This window comes from Patescibacteria group bacterium (assembly GCA_018896645.1).
Taxonomy (GTDB): domain Bacteria; phylum Patescibacteriota; class Patescibacteriia; order UBA2591; family JABMQE01; genus JAHIMF01.
In genome coordinates this window covers 1-16,720 of sequence record JAHIMF010000016.1, presented here as the reverse complement: position 1 = coordinate 16,720, position 16,720 = coordinate 1, and the positions used below count along the sequence as shown (strand labels likewise).

General features: G+C 39.8%; 20 protein-coding genes. 3 read left to right on the top strand and 17 right to left on the bottom strand.

The window, feature by feature from the left end:
- Positions 1 to 222 precede the first annotated feature (222 nt).
- The 17 genes from KKD20_01130 to rpsB form a co-directional block, all read right to left on the bottom strand.
- On the bottom strand, positions 223 to 951 hold the full coding sequence (locus KKD20_01130; protein MBU4331710.1) for a hypothetical protein: 729 nt from the start codon (positions 949 to 951) through the stop codon (positions 223 to 225).
- Between the two features lie 193 nt (positions 952 to 1,144).
- Positions 1,145 to 1,420: a hypothetical protein gene (locus tag KKD20_01125; protein MBU4331709.1), complete on the bottom strand. Its 276-nt coding sequence runs from the start codon at positions 1,418 to 1,420 to the stop codon at positions 1,145 to 1,147.
- Between the two features lie 15 nt (positions 1,421 to 1,435).
- Complete coding sequence (locus tag KKD20_01120) at positions 1,436 to 2,359, bottom strand: hypothetical protein (protein MBU4331708.1); 924 nt, start codon at positions 2,357 to 2,359, stop codon at positions 1,436 to 1,438.
- 2 nt (positions 2,360 to 2,361) lie between these two features.
- The gene (locus KKD20_01115; protein ID MBU4331707.1) at positions 2,362 to 2,571 is read right to left on the bottom strand and encodes a hypothetical protein; all 210 of its coding nucleotides are present in this window, start codon (positions 2,569 to 2,571) and stop codon (positions 2,362 to 2,364) included.
- Positions 2,572 to 2,721: 150 nt separating this feature from the next.
- Positions 2,722 to 3,282 (bottom strand): hypothetical protein, encoded by a 561-nt coding sequence (locus tag KKD20_01110; protein MBU4331706.1) that lies wholly within the window; start codon positions 3,280 to 3,282, stop codon positions 2,722 to 2,724.
- A gap of 12 nt (positions 3,283 to 3,294) precedes the next feature.
- Entirely contained in the window at positions 3,295 to 3,642 is a 348-nt protein-coding gene (locus KKD20_01105) for a hypothetical protein (GenBank protein ID MBU4331705.1), read from the bottom strand.
- Positions 3,643 to 3,922: 280 nt separating this feature from the next.
- Positions 3,923 to 4,060, bottom strand: a complete 138-nt coding sequence (locus tag KKD20_01100; protein MBU4331704.1) for a hypothetical protein — start codon at positions 4,058 to 4,060, stop codon at positions 3,923 to 3,925.
- A 151-nt stretch (positions 4,061 to 4,211) separates the two neighbouring features.
- On the bottom strand, positions 4,212 to 6,122 hold the full coding sequence (gene argS, locus KKD20_01095) for an arginine--tRNA ligase (GenBank protein ID MBU4331703.1): 1,911 nt from the start codon (positions 6,120 to 6,122) through the stop codon (positions 4,212 to 4,214).
- Positions 6,123 to 6,291: 169 nt separating this feature from the next.
- Positions 6,292 to 6,732 (bottom strand): GxxExxY protein, encoded by a 441-nt coding sequence (locus KKD20_01090; protein MBU4331702.1) that lies wholly within the window; start codon positions 6,730 to 6,732, stop codon positions 6,292 to 6,294.
- A 112-nt stretch (positions 6,733 to 6,844) separates the two neighbouring features.
- On the bottom strand, positions 6,845 to 7,432 hold the full coding sequence (locus KKD20_01085; GenBank protein ID MBU4331701.1) for a hypothetical protein: 588 nt from the start codon (positions 7,430 to 7,432) through the stop codon (positions 6,845 to 6,847).
- A gap of 57 nt (positions 7,433 to 7,489) precedes the next feature.
- Positions 7,490 to 8,005, bottom strand: coding sequence for an antA/AntB antirepressor family protein (locus KKD20_01080; protein ID MBU4331700.1), 516 nt, complete (start codon positions 8,003 to 8,005; stop codon positions 7,490 to 7,492).
- Positions 8,006 to 8,300: 295 nt separating this feature from the next.
- Positions 8,301 to 8,633, bottom strand: a complete 333-nt coding sequence (locus KKD20_01075) for a helix-turn-helix transcriptional regulator (GenBank protein ID MBU4331699.1) — start codon at positions 8,631 to 8,633, stop codon at positions 8,301 to 8,303.
- Positions 8,626 to 8,910 carry a type II toxin-antitoxin system RelE/ParE family toxin gene (locus KKD20_01070; GenBank protein MBU4331698.1) on the bottom strand — a complete coding sequence of 95 codons (285 nt, stop codon included), beginning with the start codon at positions 8,908 to 8,910 and terminating at the stop codon, positions 8,626 to 8,628. The genes KKD20_01075 and KKD20_01070 overlap by 8 nt, the downstream gene beginning before the upstream one ends.
- A 3-nt stretch (positions 8,911 to 8,913) precedes the next feature.
- A complete protein-coding gene (gap, locus tag KKD20_01065; protein ID MBU4331697.1) occupies positions 8,914 to 9,903 on the bottom strand; it encodes a type I glyceraldehyde-3-phosphate dehydrogenase in 990 nt (329 codons plus the stop codon).
- Between the two features lie 232 nt (positions 9,904 to 10,135).
- Positions 10,136 to 10,933, bottom strand: coding sequence for a stage 0 sporulation protein (locus tag KKD20_01060; GenBank protein MBU4331696.1), 798 nt, complete (start codon positions 10,931 to 10,933; stop codon positions 10,136 to 10,138).
- Positions 10,934 to 11,128: 195 nt separating this feature from the next.
- Positions 11,129 to 11,905 (bottom strand): translation elongation factor Ts, encoded by a 777-nt coding sequence (tsf, locus tag KKD20_01055; protein MBU4331695.1) that lies wholly within the window; start codon positions 11,903 to 11,905, stop codon positions 11,129 to 11,131.
- 274 nt (positions 11,906 to 12,179) lie between these two features.
- Positions 12,180 to 12,902: a 30S ribosomal protein S2 gene (rpsB, locus tag KKD20_01050; GenBank protein MBU4331694.1), complete on the bottom strand. Its 723-nt coding sequence runs from the start codon at positions 12,900 to 12,902 to the stop codon at positions 12,180 to 12,182.
- 313 nt (positions 12,903 to 13,215) lie between these two features.
- Between rpsB and rpmE the strand changes: the two genes are divergently transcribed.
- From rpmE to prmC, 3 genes are all read left to right on the top strand, one after another.
- On the top strand, positions 13,216 to 13,716 hold the full coding sequence (rpmE, locus tag KKD20_01045) for a 50S ribosomal protein L31 (protein ID MBU4331693.1): 501 nt from the start codon (positions 13,216 to 13,218) through the stop codon (positions 13,714 to 13,716).
- 216 nt (positions 13,717 to 13,932) lie between these two features.
- Positions 13,933 to 14,958, top strand: a complete 1,026-nt coding sequence (gene prfA, locus KKD20_01040) for a peptide chain release factor 1 (protein MBU4331692.1) — start codon at positions 13,933 to 13,935, stop codon at positions 14,956 to 14,958.
- Between the two features lie 194 nt (positions 14,959 to 15,152).
- On the top strand, positions 15,153 to 16,115 hold the full coding sequence (gene prmC, locus KKD20_01035) for a peptide chain release factor N(5)-glutamine methyltransferase (protein MBU4331691.1): 963 nt from the start codon (positions 15,153 to 15,155) through the stop codon (positions 16,113 to 16,115).
- Positions 16,116 to 16,720 lie beyond the last annotated feature (605 nt).

Below are 16,720 nucleotides of genomic sequence, written 5' to 3'. Positions count from 1 at the left end.
TCAAAGAGCGAAACGGGAAAGCTCCGGTTGAACTTAATCAACTGAATAATCAACAATTGCTTGATAAAATATTAAAAGGCAAAGAGCCTTATTCCTGGCTTAGGGATCTACTGTCATCACCCTGATTTAGGGACAGTGCCAAAAGTATAACCTGGGGTAAGCAAAAAGTCAAGACAGTTTAAAAAAAATCCTCACCAAAATTCTGATGAGGATTAGATAACTCTAACTGTTGCTTAACCTCTCGGCTTCTGTTGTCTTGGCCAGGTCTAACAGATGACCTATAAGACGAGGGTTAGCCAGGGCCACCTGAAAAAAACCATAGCTAAGAGCAGTGGTCACCGACTTCTTAATATCATGGCCGGAATGAATGCCAATAAGCCGAAACAACGCATAACAAAGGCTATGCAACTTGTTTGCCAAGGGCATGTCCTCCCTTAATGCAAAGAACTTCTCTGAATCGTCAACACAAGAACAGCACGAGGAATCATCCCATATCACTTCCTCTATTTCTCTCACCTCGTAAGGCAGGCCGTCTACATAGAGTTTGGAAATCCCCAAACATTCCAGGCGGTGTTCGGCCAAATCCATCAAACGTTGCAAAAATAGGGTATTAGCCATTACGAACCCAATAAAACCGTGGGTAATAGCTCTGATAATCTTTTCTCCTACCCGATGCCCTGCGTAAGCAGTGATGAGATGAAAAATTTCATGCCAAACCACCTCTATTTTAGCGGGTAAAGGTACGCCGCTTTTAACCCAGATCTCTAAAGTTGTTTCATCAGCACAGCCAAGTTTTTCACGGCCTTGACTATTAAAAACTCTTTCCTTCTCGCCAACAGCATGAAAAAGCCCCATAATATCTGCGCCGTCAATCTCCAACGCGCATAACTCTCTAGCCGCCATCTTTCGCCTCCTTTCTGGTGTTGGATGTTTTATTCCGCGCCTTCTCAAAATATTTATCCCTCGCCAAATTTTGGTGAGCGGATCCCGCTGCAAAGTGCGGGGTTTATTATAATGAACATTTTCTCTTCTGCATCCTTACCTTGACATGCTTTTTAAAAAAAGTCAAAAAAAATCAACTCACCCAAAAATAAAAAAGCTCCTTGGGCACATTTGTACGCAAGGAGCTGCGGTTATGTCGGCATTACAGTTTAAGGCGCAACTGCTTTGCCGTCAAGGGCGGATCTGGAGGCAACACATTGAGTTCAAAAACAGCGCGATTTCTAATATAAACCCTCGGATTTTTGAAACTCATTTCCAGATTTAACTCCAAAATCTTAATGGCTTGATTCTCGGAATAAGCAGCTATATATCTTTCCTCCTCTTTTATCTCTTGGGGTATCCCGTTAACCTCAATAATCCCACTGACATAATACCTGCGCTTGGGCTGATGCCGTTGCTTCCGTTTCTTCTTTGCCAACTATCCCCCTTTTTTTCAGCGCTTCAGCTGGCCATTATCGTTCACTGTGAGTTTCTTAATCTGCCGCGCTTCGCGTTCTTTAACCACAGGACGGAGCTTTTTAAAAGCACCAATCAGGGCTGTATGGAAATAATCAACCCGCCCTTTCTCAACATATTCAGGAAGCCGCCGCAACCGCCTAACCTCGCGCGACTGAACTCGTTTGAAGTAAGGCAAAACCTTGATGCTTTCCAAGCCCGCCATCAAATTAGCTTTTCCGCCTACTGCTTGTTTGGCAATGTTCTCTAAAGTCTTCTTGTCCGGTGCTTGGCTGTCTTGAAATTTCATCAAAAATTTGCCCAGACAATTATAAACATTGACAATAATCCTCTCAATCCGCATCTTTTCCTCAACCAGCTTGCGGGTCCTAAGCACTACCCCCCAGGTTTTGGCGTGAATATCATCGAAACGTTTGAGTAAATCAACAACGGTTTCACCAGTCCGAACTGCCACTTGGGTATTTTTTCGTCCCTGGCTATCTGTTAAAGACGGCATGGTTCTAAGCCGAGCTTGAGCTTTGACTTTAGCATCATTGGTAACCTGACCGATATTATCACATATTTGGCCAAATGTCGCCCGAATATGCTTCTGCTCGGCTAAGCTTAATTCTCTGGGCTCTAAAAACCGAGACACTGCTTGCTGGAGTTGGCTGACCCACGCGCCTATCTGTTGCGCCTCACCAGCAATCCGCACTTCCTGTCTGCCAATCTTTACTACTAGTCCCTGATATCGTTCAATGATATTACTGCCCTGCCTGATAGGAGTATCAAGGTCATCAAACGGATGATGCTTTTGTTTCTCGCCTTCGCCCCAAAAAACATGGAGCGCGCCATCTGGGTCCACTAACATCTTGCGGCTAATCCTTTGGGCCGGTTCAAAGTCCACTTTTAGCTTTTCCATTTTTATCTCTCCTTTCGTGACATCATCAATTCTTGCGGCGGTTCAGGCGCGGGAACACTACTAATTTGCAATTCTTTCTCAATCTCAATCTTCTCAAAACAAGCATGCCTAAATAATTCTTCCAACAAAAAAACTTCCCTTTCAAAAAGCCGCTTCTGTTCTTCTCTCAATCTCTTAATCCCACTTATCAAAAAGTCAATATTAGCCGGCATCTTATTCTCCTTTCTGTTGTTGGATGTTTTATTATAATGAACGTTTTCTCTCCTGCGCCCTTATCTTGCCATACTTTTTTAAAAAAGTCAAGAATAAAAAATGCACCCGTTGTGCTTCTGACACACGGGTGCGCTTGGTTGCGGATGACATTAGTCCATACCTTTTCTTCGGCGGGACCGGCCTTCTTTTTCCTTTTCTTCGTCTTCTGAATCTTTTGGCTCTTCCTTGGTTTTTTCAACCGGCTGGCTTTTCTCTTTTATTTCCTCGGGCTTGACATCTGCCTCTTCAACCTTTTTGTCGGGTGATATTACCTGGGGTACTTCTGGAGGACGAATCCCCTGAAAACCAGTGCGGCGGCGCCAGTCCCGTTTCTCTTCAGGCCTCACTTCTTCCTTGGGCTCTTGAGGCTTATATAGCCAGGGCCTCTCCCGCCACCAATGTTCCTGGCGATACCGCTCATAAGAATATCGCCGGGCGTAAAAACGCCAGTACCAGAAATTATCAGGGTGATAATCATAATAATAGTCAGGCCAGCGATAATAACGTCTAACCTCATAGCTGGTATGACAATTCAGACATTGACTCCCGGGCACAATTATCTCGGGCTTATCCTCCTCTACCACTGCCGGATGCTTTGTCTTTGTATAACAATTGCCAAACAAACAGGCGATCCCAACCAGCAGGGCTGCTGCCAATATTTTCTTGCTCATTTCTTATCCTCCTTATTGGGTTGCGCTTCTAAAAGATAGCCGAACAACATCACAAATGTTAAGGCAAGCCATCTCGTCAAAGCAAAGGACTAAATATTCGCACGGCTCTCCGGAAATAATTCTCTGCTTATTCTTTTTTGTCAATTCAATGACCCACCAAGACGATTTGCTAATTTTCCTGACAGCAATAAAATACCTCATCCCAGCCAAATTAAACAATGTCTCGGGTTCTAACCGCGCAAACTTCTCCTCGCGAAACCGCAATTCATCTTCTTCGCTTAATTCTAGAGCCAGATTGGCTGTTTCAGCGCCCATGAACAACACCTCCTTATTGGTTAAGGTGAATTTTGAAAAGAACAATTTACTCTTTAATTTACTTAATTTAATTTACTTAACCTTGACAAAAAATAATTTATACGCTATACTAAAACGCTATACTAAAATATTAACCAAAAAATCTAAATTGATCATTCAAAAACAACTCTTAACTATTGGGAGGGGTAATAATGGAAAAAATTGTTTTCTGGGGAATTATTTTTCGCTCCAGCAGCCATATGCGCTGATTTCAAACCACTATGATAATTCTCGCTCTTTGCATTATGGTATTCCTTTTTTATTACCTCATTAAAGGGAGGGGGCTTTATTGGACTTGGTTCTTTGGCGGATCCACCCATGCTTGGGCAACCTTCATGGCCATAATAGCGACTAAATTCGGAGCTGTCAACGGTTCTGCGTATTCTGCAGATTGTATTTGGTTTAACGGTTTAATGGTCGGCATATATATTGGGCTGTATCACTTCACAAAACTGCTAACAAAAACGCGAGCCGCACTTAATACCCAATCAAAATACCAAGGCATTAAAAATGGATCTTATAGCCTAAAACAGAAGGATCTTACTTGAGTGAGAAAACTTGAGTGGGTCCTTTTTTTACATCTTCTCTACTACCTCAATCCCTAATAATTCTAATCCCAACTTTATAACTTTAGCAACCCGGTCAATTAAAGTCAAGCGAGCGTTAACCGTGTCTTGATTTTTTGCTTTGAGCACCGGATGCTTATGATAAAAAGTATTAAAAGCACTGGCTAAATCTAAAAGATAAGTGCAAAGTTCGGCAGGGTTGAGTTCTGATGCTGATTCTTTGACCACTTCGTTGAATCTTGCAAGGAGACTACCAATCTCCCACTCTTCATCAGTGTCTAATAATTGATAATTGATAATTGATAATTGTTTTTTTGTTTTTCCCCGCCCTGAGTTTGACTTGTCGGCGAGCTCAAGTCGAGTCGCCGAAGGGTTGTTTTTTTGTTTTTTTGATATTGATTTTCGCAAGATGCTTTGAATCCTGGCATAAGTGTATTGCAAATATGGTCCGGTAGCGCCTTCAAAAGAAATTGACTCTTTTGGATTATAAAGAATTGTCTGGCTGGGCGTGTTCTTTAGCAAATAAAATTTCATGGCGCCAAGGCCGATTTTACAAGCTCGCGCTTTTAATTCCTTTTTAGAAATTCCTTTCTCGCGTTTTCTAATCTCAACACCGGCCAGCTCTGTCGTCTCATCCATCAGGTCATCAGCATCAACGGCAGTGCCCTCACGGGACTTCATTTTGCCGGTTGGCAGATTAACCATGGCATAGTTTAAGTGATATAAATTTTTCGCCCACTTATAACCAAAAAGCTCCAGCGCCTTAAATAAAACTTTAAAATGATAATCCTGCTCATTAGCCACCACATAAATAATTTTATCTAATTTTAAATCTTTTTGGCGGCTGACGGCCAAGCCAATGTCTTGGGTGATATAGACACTAGTGCCATCGGCTCGCAAAAGAACTTTTTTATCCAAGCTGTATTTTGTCAAATCAATCTCAATAGCGCCATCTTTTCGTTTATAACACTTGCCCTTTTTAAGTATTTTTTTGATAATTTCACGGCCGCCTTCATACTCTTGACTCTCAAAATATGTTTTATCAAAACTGACTCCAAGCCGCTCATAAGTTTCATTAAACCCAGCCAAAACCATTTTATTCATCTTTTTCCAAAGTTTGATGGTTTCTTTGTCGCCAGTTTCCCATTTTTTGAGCATTGCTTGAGCCTCTTTATTGAGCTCGGGATTCTTTTTTTCCTGCTGACTGTATAAAACATAGTAATCACCAACAAGGTGATCGCCTTTTTTGCTTGAGGCTTGAAGCTTGCCTGCCCGCCGTAGCCTTAGCGAAGGTGGGAAGCTTGAAGCCCGGGAATTATTAACTTTATTAACTACTGTATTAACCTTATTAACTCGGCCTCCGCCTTCCATTTTCCACTTGCCTAACTGCACTTTCTGATACGCGAGCATTGATTTGCAAATGTGGATGCCCCGGTCATTAACTAAGCTGGCTCTGATGACTTTATGGCCTTGGGATTTGAGTAATCTTGAGACTGAATCGCCTAAAACATTGTTTCTAACATGACCAAGGTGCAGCGGTTTATTAGTATTGGGCGAGGAGAACTCTACCATGACGCGCTTGATGCTTGACCCGCCCGTTGGCGAGGCAGGCGGCTTGACTGCTTGAATCGCTTGACGTTCAAAAATTTCCTCCCAAAAAAAATCTTTATTTAAAAAAAAGTTGAGATAAGGACCAATGGCTTGGGCTTTATCAATTGCATCGCCTGACTTAAATTCCCCGGCTAATTCTTTAGCAACTTCATTTGGGGATTTTTTGACAACTTTGGCCAATTCAAAACAAGGAAAACCCAAGTCGCCCATCTTTGAGTCTGGCGGGTATTCTAAAAATATCTCGCCGCAGAAAGACGGGTATTTTTTGGAGATGACTTTTTGAAGTTGCTTAATGATTTGAGATTTCATAAGCTATTTACAAATCAATAAATTACTTACAAATCAACAAATTTTTCACAAATCTACAAATAAACGATTTGTAATATTTGTATTATTTGTTGATTTGTGGGTCTATTTGTATTATTTGTTGATTTGTGGGTCTATTTGTATTATTTGTTGATTTGTGGGTCTATTTGTATTATTTGTTGATTTGTGGAGAGTTGATTTGTGGGGTGGTTAAGTTATCAGGATTTAGAACTCGAAAAAATTTGACACCACTTGAGGTAAAATTAGCCAAAATAGCCAGCTTCATACCCGTTGCTTTTAAATAGCCCTTCACCTGTTCAATATTTCTCTTGGAAAAATAATTGCCCTTCTTTAATTCCAAAATTATTTTATCTTCAATTAAAAAATCTAGATAATAACGACCGATGACCTCCCCTTTAGCTTTGATTAAATATGAGACCTGGCGTTTAAATTTTATTTTAGCGGCGATTAAATATTTTACAATTGCTCTCTCGTAATATTTTTCTTGGTATCCATAACCTAAATCATTGTATACCTCGAATAATATGCCAACTATTTTATAGCTCAAATCTTTATGTATTACTTTATTTGCTTTATTATTTGCGTTTTTCATAGCTTTCAAGTTACTTACAAGTCAACAAATCCTTCACAAATTTACAAATCCGTATTTGTGTATTTGTAGTTAATTTGTAGATTTGTAGTGCAGTTGATTTGTGGGGTGATATTTACTCCACTTCTCCCACATCTATTTTTCTTAAATCGCTATTGGTTATGCCTAACCCCAAACGCCTCATCAATTCAAAAGCATCGCTGGGCCGGCCCATATAATATCTTTTTAAATCCTTTGGATAAATATACCAGGCCTCGCCGTGTTCTTGGACTTGGAGCAGGATTTTGCCGGCTAATCTTTTTCTTAGATTATAATCGCCGGTAAAGTTTTCGTCTGATTTTGGAATTTTGTTAAGGTCGTTGTTGGTAATTCCCAAGCCCAAACCTCTCATTATGCTAAAAGCGTCTGCGGGCCGGCCGAGATAATGCTTTTTTTGATTATCCGGATACACATACCAGGCCTCGCCTACGGATGTCGGATGGAAAGCCGTGTTTATGTTTGCCCGCATTTTCAACTGTTCCCAAAATGGGAACGGTTGAGACATCTCTTTATCCCGTTCTTTCATTTTAGCCCAATAAGTTTTAGGTTGCGGGCTATCGGTTAATACGCCAATTATATCTAAAACCGAAAACCACCACTCGTTTTTATAGATGGTTTTTCTGATTTCTTTTTTGCGAAAAATCGCTATTTTAGTATCATTCATAGAATTTTAAAAAACTCTCCCATCCGCCGGCAACCCTTTTGTGCATCCAACATCCTTTCAAATGCTAACCCAACAAACAGCGCCAAACAAAAACCCATCCTTATGTTTGTTCGGATTCTCAAAAGCCGCCCGCATAACTTGTTTAAACCGTTCCTCTGTTTTGATAAAATATTTTCTTACTTTTTTGCCCAAATCATTATTTTCAAGCATCGCCACTTCTTTCGCCATGTCTATTGTTAAAATATATTCTATGCTCCTCACATCTCCGCCTTGTTTTAATATTTGATTCGCCAAATTTGGCGAATCAAAATCCTTGGCTAATGTAAGCTCTTTATTTTGATTTCTCAAAATTGTGAAATCAAAATTTTTGACTTGTTTCAACTCTTTATGCGGCATTACTTTAAAAAAATCAGTACCTTCCATAAAATCGTATTTTTCTATTCTATCCTTAATCCAATTAGAAAAATCCCTGCCTGCTTTTAGCCATTTATGCAATTCTCGAGCGTTTACAAACCGCTTTTTCTCATTGTCTATTGATTTTTGAACTACTCTGATATTTATTATTTCATTCATAGATTTTTAATAGTTTTAGCAATATTAATGAACCTGCTGGCTCCAAGTTGCACTTGGAGCCATTATGCGTAATCGCACGAATTCCGCAATTTTCATTGTCCCTACGTAACCGCATATCGGCTCTTAGTGGAACCAAGGGCCAGCGGGTTTTAAAATATCAATTGCTTTTTTAAGTTTTAACTCTAAATGTTTAAATTTCATCAGCTAAATATTTTACAAAATTATATTGCCCGCCAAAAAGGCCCCCGTCGCCGGCAACCCTTCCTGGCGTTCAACATCCTTTTGAATGCTGACCCTAAACCGAGCCAATTATCTGAAACTTGATGGGCTTTTTCTGTTTTGCTGACAGCACATCAGCCATTCTCATTAAAACATCAATGGTTAAATTTTGATCGCCATTCTCTACCCTAGCCACAAAACTCTGGCTGGTTTGGAGTTTTTTGGCAAACTCCATTTGAGTCATTTTGGCTCTTTTTCTCGCTGTCATAATTTCATGAGTTAAATCCCAGCGCTTTAAAGATAGACCAAACCCTTTCTTAAATTTTGGATTTTTTAATTTTTCCTTCAAATCATCCTCAAAACTGGGCAAACTTTCTATTTTTTTCAAATTGTACTTTTTACTATTCATATAGTTTTAATCTATTAATTGCTAATTTTAAATCTTTTTTAGGTATTTTGTTAGTTTTCTTTTTAAAAATATGCAACAGAATTACAGTATCCTTATATAAAAACGCGTATAATATTCTGTAGCAATCTCTTGCTTTTATTCTAATTTCAAAAATATCTTTAAAAACTTTTTTACAATAGGGGCTTTGTCTAAAACGATAATCATTTTTAAATTTCTGCAAAAAAGAATAGATTTCATACTGTGTTTTTTCATCTAACGAACCAATGTAATCTTTAATAAATTACATCACCTCGCTCGCCACTTCCACCAACCGCTTGGCATACGCCCATTCATTATCATACCAAGCAATTACTTTAACTAAGTCGTCGCCAATAACTTTAGTCAAATTCAAATCTACGACTGCCGAATATTCATTGCCAACAACATCCGAAGAAACTAAGGGTTCTTGGGTCACATCCAGGATTCCTTTGAGATAACTGCGGCTGGCTTTTTTGAAAGCATTATTAACTTTGTCCACAGTGACTGATTTGTTCACAACAGCGGTAATATCAGCAAGCGAGCCGCATATTGTTGGCACTCGGACAGCCAAACCATCAAACTTACCAGCCAGTTGGGGAATGGTTTTGCAGGTGGCGAGAGCCGCGCCAGTTGTCGTGGGCACGATATTGGCGCCAGCGGCCCGGGCCCGGCGCAAATCTTTGTGCGGTCCGTCAACCAAATTCTGGTCAGCAGTATAGGAATGAATAGTGGTCATCAACGATTTAGCCACCCCAAATTCTTTTTCCAGAACTTTCATTACCGGGGCAATGCAGTTGGTAGTGCAAGAGGCATTAGAAATTATTTGCTCTCCCCTGTTCTCTGGCTCATTAACACCCCTAACAATAGTGGCGACATCATCGCTCTTACTGGGCGCGGAAATAATGACTTTTTTAGCGCCAGCTTTTAGATGACCTTGGGCATCTTCTTTTTTAGTGAAACGACCAGTGCATTCTAAAACCACCTTAACGCCCAGTTTTTTCCAAGGCAGATTTTTGGGTTCTTTTTGCGCATACACAGCGAATTTTTTGTTGTTGACGATTAAATGATTTGAATCACTGGAAACCTTTTTGTTATAGATTCCATAAACTGTATCGTACTTTAAAAGATGCGCTAAGGTGCGGGTATCAGTTAAATCATTAATGGCTATGACCTTAACTTTGTTTGATTCCAAGGCGACCTTGAAAGCGGCGCGGCCAATGCGGCCAAAGCCGTTGATGGCGATGTTTATCATAATAATGCCTCGCTAATGAATCGCGAATGCTTTTCGCGAATTTAATCGCGAATGCATGAACACGATTGGTTAATTTTTTATGTATGTCAATTTTATTATAACATTTTTAAAATAATAAAAAAAGCCGTAGTAAACGTGACTAGGGCTAAAACGCTATTTAGAAAGATGAATAAGAATCATATCAGGCGACTCAAATTCCATCTTAACCTCCACGCTATGACATTTAACTTACCTATTCACCTGCCAGCTTCACTTCTGTCTTATTCCCATCCTCTAGCTTCACCTCTACTGACTGTTTAAGTATGTGCCAATTAACAACTTTACCTTTACCCTGTTTAGTCTTTATGGAGCTGCCGATTGGGGGCAAAGCGGCGCTAAGTTTTTCATACATCGGCTGTTCATAATTTAGGCAGCATAAAAGCCGGCCGCAAACGCCAGAAATCCTTTCACTGCCCCGATGCGCCACTTGTTGGGTATAAGCCTGGTCTAAACTAACATTGCCCAGGTCTTTTAAAAACCGACGGCAACAGGCTTCCCGGCCGCACACTCCGATGTTACAAAAAATCCTGGTCTCTTCCCGCACACCCACTTGCTGCATGCGGATTGATTTTTGAAACTTGCGGGTTAGATCTTTGACCAGTTCCCGGAAATCAACCCGTTCAGGCGCGATGTAAGCAAAAGTAATCCTACCGCCGTCAAAAGAAAAACGGACATCAAAAAGCTTCATTGGCAGTTTATATTTTTTAATCAAATCCTTACAAGTTTCAAAAGCATCTTTTTTACACGCCTCCCGCTCTTTCATCTTGCTGGCATCACCAATATTAGCTTTGCGTAAAACCGGTTTAATCTCCGGGGAAGCCCCTCCTTCAGTTTTGGCCGGTGGGGCATCAATGATATCCACCACTTCGCCCAGCTCCACGCCAATTTCTGTTTTAACTAAAACCGTGTCCCCTTTCTTGAGGTTTAAATCATGGGGATCAAAACTGTATGCTTTGTCCCAGGGGGAAAATTTAATCTGCGCAACTTTCATAAAAAAATTCAGTTAAGGAAAAAGGGTTAATCGTAGCAACTTGTTGTAACTCATAGTAATACGATAGTAATACAGTGGCAATACGGTTGTAATACAATTGTTATTTTTTAATGGATTGCCACTGTATTACTATCGTATTACGCGAGGCGAGCCGTAGCGAAGCCGAGTTTATTACAATAAGTTACCAAGTAAATCCTATAATGAATACCGAACAAACCCGATGATCTCCACCCCCTCCGGCAATAACTGCTCAACCCGCTTCTTATCTTCCTTAACAAACGGCTGTTTAAGCAAGCAAACTTCTTCGTAATACTTGTTTATTTTGCCAAGCAAAATCTTTTCAACAATCTCAGCTGGCTTGCCTTCACCCTTTAATTGCTCTCGGTAAATCTCTTTTTCTTTTTCTTGGACTTCTTTTGGCACATCCTCTGGCTTAACATACAAAGGACCGCTAGCGGCTACTTGCATGGCAATATCATGGGCTAATTCGTCTGGTAATTCTTTATTAAATGCCGCAACACCGGCTAACTTGTGATTAGCGTGAAGATAAGAAGAAACATATTCGCCTTCTATGAGTTCAGCTTTGCTAAAAATAAGATTCTCACCAATTTTTAAAACTAACTCGTCTTTTTGCTTTTCAAACTCTTGCTCGGCATCATTACCTTCAAATGCTTTGGCGGCTAATTCCTTGACAAAACCGGAAAAAACCTCGTTCTTGGCCACAAAATCGGTCTCGCATTGCACCTGTACCAAAGCGACTTTTTTGTGGTCATCAGCAGCAGCCACTTCAATTAATCCTTCTTTGGCTTCTCGGTCGGCTTTTTTAGCGGCCTTAACCGCGCCCTTTTTTCGCAAGACTTCCAAGGCTTTATCTAAATCACCACTAGTTTCCTCAAGGGCTTCTTTGCACTCCATCATTCCGACGCCAGTTTGTTGTCTTAATTGTTTGACTAAATTTAAATCTACGGACATAATTTCGTTTTTATTAAATTTATTAATTTATTAAAACCACAAAAACACAAAACATCACAAATTATTACCACAAATTATTAACTCTACCTGTGGCGAGCCTGCCGAACCCATTAACTATTGTATTAACCACTTTATTAATAATCAACAAATATCAATTAATATCAATTAATTTCCATCAATATCTATAAATCTCCATCATGCATATCAGCACAGCCGTGATATTGGTAGATATTTGTTGATATTATTAGATATTAATTTCTTTATTTCTTATTTCTTATTTCTTAATTTCTTGAGTAGTCTCCTCTTTTTCACCACCTTCCTCCTTCCCTTCTTTCACGGCCTCCCCCACCAAACCCACAATCATATCCAAGGCTTTAATGCCATCATCATTGGATGGAATCGGATAATCTACTTGCTCTGGATTTACATTGCTGTCCACAATAGCAATAACTGGTATTTGTTTTTTTTGGGCTTCGCGAAAAACGGTTTTTTCTCTTTTGATATCCACAATAAACACGGCGTCTGGCAGCTTGGCTAAATCTTTCACCCCCCCAAACAATTCCTTCAACTTAGCAATCTCTTCATCAAAATCAGCTTGTTCTTTTTTAGTATACTTTTTAAGCTTTCCTCCCTCTTTATCATCTTCCAGTTTTTTCAACCGTTTAATGCGCTGAGAAACAATGCTGAAATTAGTAAACATCCCGCCAACCCAGTGAGTAGTGATATACGGCATGCCGCATTCTTGGGCCGCTTTTTTGACAATCTCTCGGGCTTGTTCTTTAGTGCCCACAAATAAAATAAGCTTGTCGGAAGTAGCAAGTTTTTTAACATAATCCAATACTTTTTCAAGGCATTGGACAGTCTTTTCCAGATTGATTATGTGAACACCATTTTTATTGCCATAAATGTATGGCGCCATTTTCGGATGCCACTTGGATACTTTATGTCCAAAATGCACACCCGCCTTGAGGAGTTCCTCAAGAGTTGGAATTTTCATAGGTTTGATTTCCTTAATTTCTACCTTTAATAAAGTAGACCTCTAATCCCGTCGTTTTATTGTCTTGCCTTGATTTATTTATTGGTTTATTAATTTACTGATTTATTAAACCAAGTTTCATCAAGGAGGAGGGATAATAATCAGGGACTATGAGTGATTTATTAGCTTATATTCTATACTACACTGGCTGAAAGAAAATGTCAAGATTTGACAAAAATTCCCACCCATGCTACTGTTATACGAGAATATGAAATTATGAAAAACATGAAATTAATTTTCTATTTTCATAATTTTGTATTTTCATATTTTCACTATGAAAGATAAAATCCATCCACAATATTATACCAATGCCAAGGTCGCTTGCGCTTGCGGCAATGCTTGGGAAACAGGCTCTACCCAAAAAGAGATCCAGGTTGAAATTTGTTCAAAATGCCATCCTTTTTATACTGGCAAACAAAAATTATTAGATACGGCCAGGCGAGTGGAAAAATTTGAAGAACGAATGGCCAAGAAAACCGTGACTGCAAAAACACGTAAAGGTAAAAAGATCAAACAGGCAACCAGGGCAAGCAAGAGGAAATCAATATCAGAAAAGAAAGATAAAGAGACAGAAAAACAGAGAAATAAAGAAATTAAGGGAGCGAAAAAAGTTAATAAAAGTGATAAGGTTAATCCCCCGGCTTTACTCGGGACAGGTAAAATGGTTAACGGATCCGACAAGCCCACCACAAGTAAGGTTAACACCGCAGTTAACTCGCCTGCAGACAGGGCAGATAAAACTAATAATAAGCCCGGGAAACAAACAGGTAAATAACATTTTTTCAATAGCAAAAGCTCTGCCTTTTTATTATGGCGGGGTTTTTGTTATAATTAGAGCGTGGGTCATTGTTTGCGCTGCGGTGTAAGAAGTTAAACAATGAGATATGTTATGGGCGTTTTAATTTATTGATTTACTATTTTTATTAATTTATTACTTTATTAATAAACCAATAAAAGCGAAGCGCAATAAATCAATAAACGGATAAATTTTATGGACCTAAAAGAACTCAAAACCAAACACGCGCAACTTGAACGAGATTTGCAAAATCCCGGGGTTTTAAATTCGCCTAAAAAACTGCAGCAGATTACAATAGATTATAAACAAATTGGCGATATTTTAGAAAAGCAAGAAAAATTAGAAAAAATTGAGAAGGAAATCAATGAATTGCGGACTACAAAAGACGAAGAATTGAAAGTAATGGTAAATGAAGAAATTCAGAAACTAGAAATTGAGAAATTAGGGTTGACGAACGAGATTGAAGAATATTTGAACCCAAGCGATCCTCTAAATAAAAAAAATATTATTATGGAAATTCGCGCTGGTACTGGCGGCGGGGAAGCAGCGCTTTTTGCCGGAGATTTGTTTCGGATGTATTCTCGATTTGCCGAAAAAAATGACTGGAAAACAAATTTAATTTCTGTCAGTAAAACCGGGATTGGGGGTTTTAAAGAAATCATTTTTGAAATCAGCGGCCAAAAAGTGTATGGGAGCTTGAAATTTGAAAGCGGGGTGCATCGCGTGCAGAGAATTCCAGAGACCGAGAAGTCGGGCAGGGTTCATACTTCGGCGGCAACTGTTGCCGTACTCCCAGAGGCCGAAGAAGTTGATATTAAAATTGAAGATAAAGATTTGAAAATTGATACCTTTTGCGCTTCTGGACATGGGGGCCAAAGCGTAAACACGACTCATTCGGCAGTACGAGTAACGCACCTGCCTACGGGTTTAGTTGTATCCTGCCAAGATGAACGTTCACAGCAGCAAAATAGAGAGCGAGCCTTGGTGGTTTTGCGCTCACGACTTTTGGCGGTTAAAGAGGAAAGGAAACAAAAAGAAATGTCGGCGGACAGAAAATCGCAGATTGGCACTGGTGACCGAAGCGAAAAAATCCGAACTTATAATTTCCCTCAAGACAGGATTACCGACCATCGAATTAAAAAATCGTGGCATAATATTGCTGTGATAATAGACGGTGATTTAAATAAAGTTGTTGAAAGTTTAAGAGAGGCGGAAAAGTGAGTTGTGTTATTGATATGACTGGATAGACTAATTTGTTGTAACACGATAGTAACACGATGGTAATGCAGTTGTAATAAAATTGTAACTTATGGTAACTTGTTGTTGAAGAGGTTGACAAGGCTATCGCGGTTTGACGGTTGGAACCATCATACCAAATTTTATTATGATATTACATAATATCAAATAGCGCCACCATGACAATTTATAAAGCCCTTGCGTGGGGAAAACAAAAATTAGCCCAAAAATCAACCTCGGCAGAATTGGATGCGGAGGTTCTTTTATCATATACTCTGAAAAAGTCAAAAGAGTGGATTTTTGCAAATCCCCAATTATTAATTATCAATTATCAATTATCAAAGTATAAACGTCTGATAAACCGCCGCGCTAAAGGGGAACCAGTGGCCTATTTAACCAAAAATAACTCTTTTTACGGCTTGGATTTTTATGTGGATGAGAGGGTGTTGATTCCGCGGCCGGAGACGGAGATGCTGGTGGAGGAGACATTGAAACGCGTAACGCACAACATAGGGGTTGATTGCAATCAACCCCTGCAAATCGTTGATGTGGGAACCGGGTCGGGGTGCATTGCCGTTGCGATTGCCAAAAATTTAACACGGATGAAGGCGGGCAAACGCTTGCCCGCCTTCAGGGTAAATGTGTATGCCACAGATATTTCAAAAGACGCCCTGACTGTCGCTCGCAAAAACTCCCAAAAACACAAGGTCAAAATCAAATTTCTCCAAGGCGACCTGCTTGAGCCAATTTTTAAAAAAAGAATTAAACCAACAATAATCGCAGCCAATCTCCCCTATCTCAAGCCCTCGCAAATTAAAGGCGATATTAAATACGAACCGCGGAAAGCGTTGGTTGGTGGGAAGGATGGGTTGGAATATTATAAACGACTTTTGAGACAAGCTAGTCAATGCAAGAAACAAGAAACAAGAAACAAGGATGCAAAAGAGATACAAATTTCAAATTTCAAGATACAAACTTTAAATTGTTTATTCGAAATCAACCCCTCGCAATCTCAAGCAATCAAAAAATTAATAAAAAAATACCTGCCGAAAAGCAGGGTGGAGACAAAAAAAGATTTAGCGGGATGGGAACGGATGGTGATCGTCACGACTCACGATGCACATATCACGACTCAAAAATAAGACTAAAATCAAAAAAGAGCCTCGGCATACAATACCATGAGGCTCTTTGTATTTTAAAAAGTCACTGCTGAACCGCTGGCTCTTGGTTCTACTAAGAGCCGATGTGTTGTTTCGCAACGGCAATGTAAGACAAAAAACAAGGCTTGTGTAAAACCGCATAGCGGCTCCATGTGGAACATGGAGCCAGCGGGGGGAGATCTATGCTAAGGACATGTGCCTGGAGCGCCAAAGCTCGCACAAGTCTGAAGCTTGTCAATACATTCCGAACGGCACCCCGCCGCAGTAGTAAGAAATTGTTTATGATATGGAGGCGTACATCCACACGTACAACAAATAGTCTTTATGCAACAGACATTATCTTGTCCGCCCGGGCATAGACCCGTCTCACAATAAGACACGATCTCACAACCTCCATCAATAGAGGGAACGCTACAATTTTCTAACGTATCACATCCCCAACCCTCTTCTCTCTTCTGATACTCACACTCAGTAACACAATAATTATTAAGACAAACGCTATTATCTACCGCAGTCTTCTCCATCTCTTTTATCCGCGCAAACACCTTCTTTTAATTGATAACCCTCTTCCACATCCAACAGCTTTC